Origin of the sequence: Methanohalophilus euhalobius (genome assembly GCF_900215215.1) — an archaeon.
Classification (GTDB): Archaea; Halobacteriota; Methanosarcinia; order Methanosarcinales; family Methanosarcinaceae; genus Methanohalophilus; species Methanohalophilus euhalobius.
This window is the reverse complement of the sequence record NZ_OBDR01000022.1, coordinates 1-4007: the sequence shown is the minus strand read 5'-3', so window position 1 is coordinate 4007 and position 4007 is coordinate 1. Positions and strand designations below refer to the sequence as shown.

The window sequence follows — 4007 nt, the reverse complement described above, 5'->3', positions numbered from 1 at the left end:
AACAGGAAATCCTTTCAGAGAACCAGATTCTACTGGATAATATAAATCGCCTCAAAGAATTCTCCTGATTGGCATTTCTTTTTTCATCTGATTTTGCATTAGTTCCCCTTTTTAAAATACATATTAGATATTCGGCTAATCTTTTGGCCCTATTAGAGAATTATATATTATAACTGTCTGTTTCAGGTAATAAATGTGCCCTTTCGGGCTAATTTTATATATGGCTTTCTTAACACACCTTTTTATGAATGATACGAAAAAACCTTCAGGCATTTTTATTTGCCATTGTGGAGGCAATATTTCAGACAATATTGATATTAAGCAGCTTAAGAAATCTTTTCCGGACAGTAAAGTATTCGATTACGAGTATCTTTGTTCCAATCGGGGCCAACAGTACCTTAAGGACGAGATTGAATATAGCGGTCTTGAAAGGGTAGTTGTGGGAGCCTGTACACCCGCCAAGCATGAAAATCTTTTCAAAAAATGTGCTTCCCAATGCGGAATGAATCAGGAATTTCTCAAAGTTGTCAATTTAAGGGAACAATGTTCCTGGGTGCATACCGATTCCGACAGGGCAACCCATAAAGCTTTTTCGATGCTTAATTCAGGCATGCTTCGCCTTTTTCGGGCACAACCTATTGAGCATGAAAGTTTACCTATAAACCCGGATGCCCTGATAATCGGTGGTGGAATCTCCGGTATAAATGCAGCCCTGAATCTTGCTAATAGTGGAGTGCATACTTATCTTGTAGAAAAAGAAACGACAATAGGTGGTAATGTCGCAAAGATTGGTAAAATCTTTTCCCCGGAGAGACTGGTCGAGGAATGTGCCATGTGTTCCCTCAGTCCCCTTATGAATGAGATCGCATCGCATCCCAACATAGAATTGTTAACTCATTGTGAGATCAGGAATATAGATTCGACTACGGGTAACTTTCAGGTAAGCATCATTCAGAATCCCCGGTATGTAACCGATAAATGTGTATGTTGTGGTAAATGCGCTGAAGTATGCCCTGTAGTTACAGAAAATGAATTCAACTGTGGGTCAAAGGACAAAAAAGCCATATCAATAAAATTTGCCCAGGCAGTACCCCAGATATATTCCGTCAATCCTGAACATTGCATAGAAATTAAGGGTGGCAAGTGTGGTAGGTGCAGAGAAGTTTGCAATGTAGGTGCTATTGATTTCTCCCAAAAGGACAAACATGTCGAAGTACAGGTGGGAGCCATTATTGCTGCGACCGGTTTTGATGAATATAATCCTTCCTCCAAACCCCAATACGGTTACGGTCGCTTTCCCAATGTCACTACCCAGATGGAACTTGCCCGCATACTTGGTGTTAATGGTCCCACTCACGGTAAATTACTGCGCCCTTCTGATGCAAAAAAACCGAAAAACGTTGTTATGATCCAGTGTGTGGGTTCCAGGGATGAGAAATCTTCGGGAAACCGCTACTGTTCTCGTTACTGCTGCATGGCAGCTCTTAAACATGCCAGCCTTATAAAGAAAAAATATCCGGATGTGAATGTCACCATCTGTTACATTGATATGCGTGCCTTTGGCCTGTATGAAAACTATTACCGCGCCGTACAGGAAATGGGTGTACAATTTGTGCGTGGCAGGCCTGCTGAGATCGCAGAACGAGATAATTTCGAGCTTGTGGTGAAGGTGGAGGATACCCTGAACCAGCAACTTATGGAATTGCCAGCAGATATGGTGGTACTTTCTGCTGCCATGGAACCTTCAGAGGGTACACAGCAGATTGCAAGGATAATGGACACCAATCTAAGTGAAGACGGTTTCATCAAGGAGCGACACTCCAAACTCAGGCCGGTAGATACATCAAAGGAAGGTATATTTGTCTGTGGAAGTGCCCAGTCTCCCAAGGATGTAACAGATTCAATAGCCCAGTCAGGCCTTGCTGCCTCCCGTGCCCATGCTTTCCTGTCGGCAGGCGAGATATCTCTGGATCCGCATATTGCAGTTGCAGATCCCGGTGTGTGTACTTTATGCGGCAAGTGTGGAACCTGTCCTTTCGGGGCTATTTCCATTGAGGATGAGGTGAAAATTGATCCGCTTGTGTGTAATGGATGTGGCTATTGTACCTCCCTTTGCGATGAAGGTGCTATTCATGTCAGAGGTTACAGCAGAGAAGAACTGCTGGCCGAGATAGGAGGTCTGGCCGAAGCAGGGGATACGATTGTCTTTGCCAGCCGCAACATCGCATATTCAACTATTGATAATATAGGAAGTAGTGCGCAGGATTATCCCTCCTCTACAAAGATAATAAAGGTGCCCACAACAACCATTGTGACAGCGGAGATGATTGATATGGCATTCGATAAAGGCGCCTATCATGTCGTTTTTGTGGAAGAACCACCGGACAACCAGATTGGTGAAATAATCTATCCACTGGCTGAGGCTCGTTTCCTTGGATTTAATGCAGAATATGGGGATCGACTGCATCTCAAGAAGGCTTACATTCCTCATGCAAAAGGGCTCAGTGACATGTTCTCTTCCCTGGAAGAGGTGGAAGAATGAATGAAAATTATGATACTCCAAAATGCGAATCCCTTGTAGAAACTGTTAAGAAAAGCCTCAGGACCTCGGATTCTATCGGTATTGAACGCTGTATACAATGTGGTGCCTGTACCTCTTCGTGTCCTGCGGCACGATACAGCGATTACAATCCCCGCAATGTAATGAAAAGGGTCAAAGAGGACGATTGGAGTGTAATTGAAGATAAGACGATATGGAATTGCTTCTATTGCTATACATGTAACCTGCGCTGTCCCCGCAACAACAGTCCTTCTCAGGTTGCCCAGGTATTGCGTCAGATGGCAATTAACAAAGGCATTGGTATTGAGAGATTGAGTGTGCTTTTCGAATATCCCGAATCTTTCGCCAAATTGGGTATCAGCCAGATCCCGGCACCCTATATTGGACAAATGGAGGAGGATCTGGGTAAACACTGGCAGCATTTCAGGGACAATCTGGAGGATATCCGGAAAGAACTCGGTCTGGGTCCCCTGGCCATAGAGGACGAAAGGGGCGAGATCAAAACGCTACTTAAGGGAATCGGGTTTGAGGATCGCTTTGCCAGGTTAAAGGAGATGGCCACAGAAGAAGGTGAGGATGAATGAAGGAACTTGTGGATGTACCTGTAAAAGGATTATTGTTGTTTAAATCCTGTCTTGTGAGTGCTGAGTATCCCGGTATTGAGAGTTCCACCAAATACGTATTCGACAGGCTTGGTGTGGATTATCTTGTCAGCGGGGAGCAGTCCTGCTGTACCGGTATGGGACATTATTTTGACCTGTTTGATCAGATGACCACAACGGCTATTGCCGCCCGCAATTTTGCTGTGGCCAAAAAGGAAGGTTACACCAATATCACAACAATGTGCGCCACATGTTATGCCATCAATAAGAAAGCCTGCTCTCTGCTCAATAATAACAGGCAGGTCATCAACCTTGTCAATGACAATGCAAAGGATTCTGGGCTTGCTAACCTGAAATATGAAGCGGACAGTTTCGATGATGTTGAAAACTTTTATCATGTTGTGGAAGTATTGGCAAAAATGGCCGATAGGATTGGGGATTTATCGACCATTAATTTTGCCGGTGTGAAGATGGCTGCCCATCATGCCTGCCATTACTACAAGATAGATTATGAAGACGTTGCCGGCAACCCGGAACATCCGGAGCTTATCGACCATATTGCAAAAGCCTGCGGTGGTGATGTGGTGGAGTGGTATGAGGACAGGACCCTTACATGCGGTGCGGGATTTTCCCAGCGCTATGTAAACCGTGAAATGTCCCTGAAAGCCACCCATGCCAAGCTGGAAAGCCTGAAAAGGGCAGGTGTGCAACTTGTACTCCATATGTGCCCCAACTGCCAGGTGCAGTATGATCGTTATCAGCCTGTTATAGAAAAGGAGTTTGGCGAGGAGTACGATATGGTTCACATGAATATTGCCCAGTTCACGGCCCTGGCGCTGGGTGGC

The 4007-nt window shown here is 44.8% G+C and carries 3 protein-coding genes; all 3 read left to right on the top strand.

Annotated elements, in window-relative coordinates; translation table 11 throughout:
- Positions 1-244 precede the first annotated feature (244 nt).
- Entirely contained in the window at positions 245-2542 is a 2298-nt protein-coding gene (hdrA, locus tag CP947_RS10195; protein WP_096713076.1) for a ferredoxin:CoB-CoM heterodisulfide reductase subunit HdrA, read from the top strand.
- A complete protein-coding gene (gene hdrC / locus CP947_RS10190) occupies positions 2539-3144 on the top strand; it encodes a ferredoxin:CoB-CoM heterodisulfide reductase subunit HdrC (RefSeq protein ID WP_096713075.1) in 606 nt (201 codons plus the stop codon). Before hdrA ends, hdrC begins: the two co-directional genes overlap by 4 nt.
- Positions 3141-4007: ferredoxin:CoB-CoM heterodisulfide reductase subunit HdrB (hdrB, locus tag CP947_RS10185; protein ID WP_096713074.1), on the top strand; the 867-nt coding region annotated here is incomplete at its 3' end. The genes hdrC and hdrB, both read left to right, overlap by 4 nt.

Excerpts from the sequence above, each read along its gene's own strand:
- hdrA (WP_096713076.1), top strand. The coding sequence starts at position 245 with ATGAATGATACGAAAAAACCTTCAGGCATTTTTATTTGCCATTGTGGA.
- hdrC (WP_096713075.1), top strand. The coding sequence starts at position 2,539 with ATGAATGAAAATTATGATACTCCAAAATGCGAATCCCTTGTAGAAACT.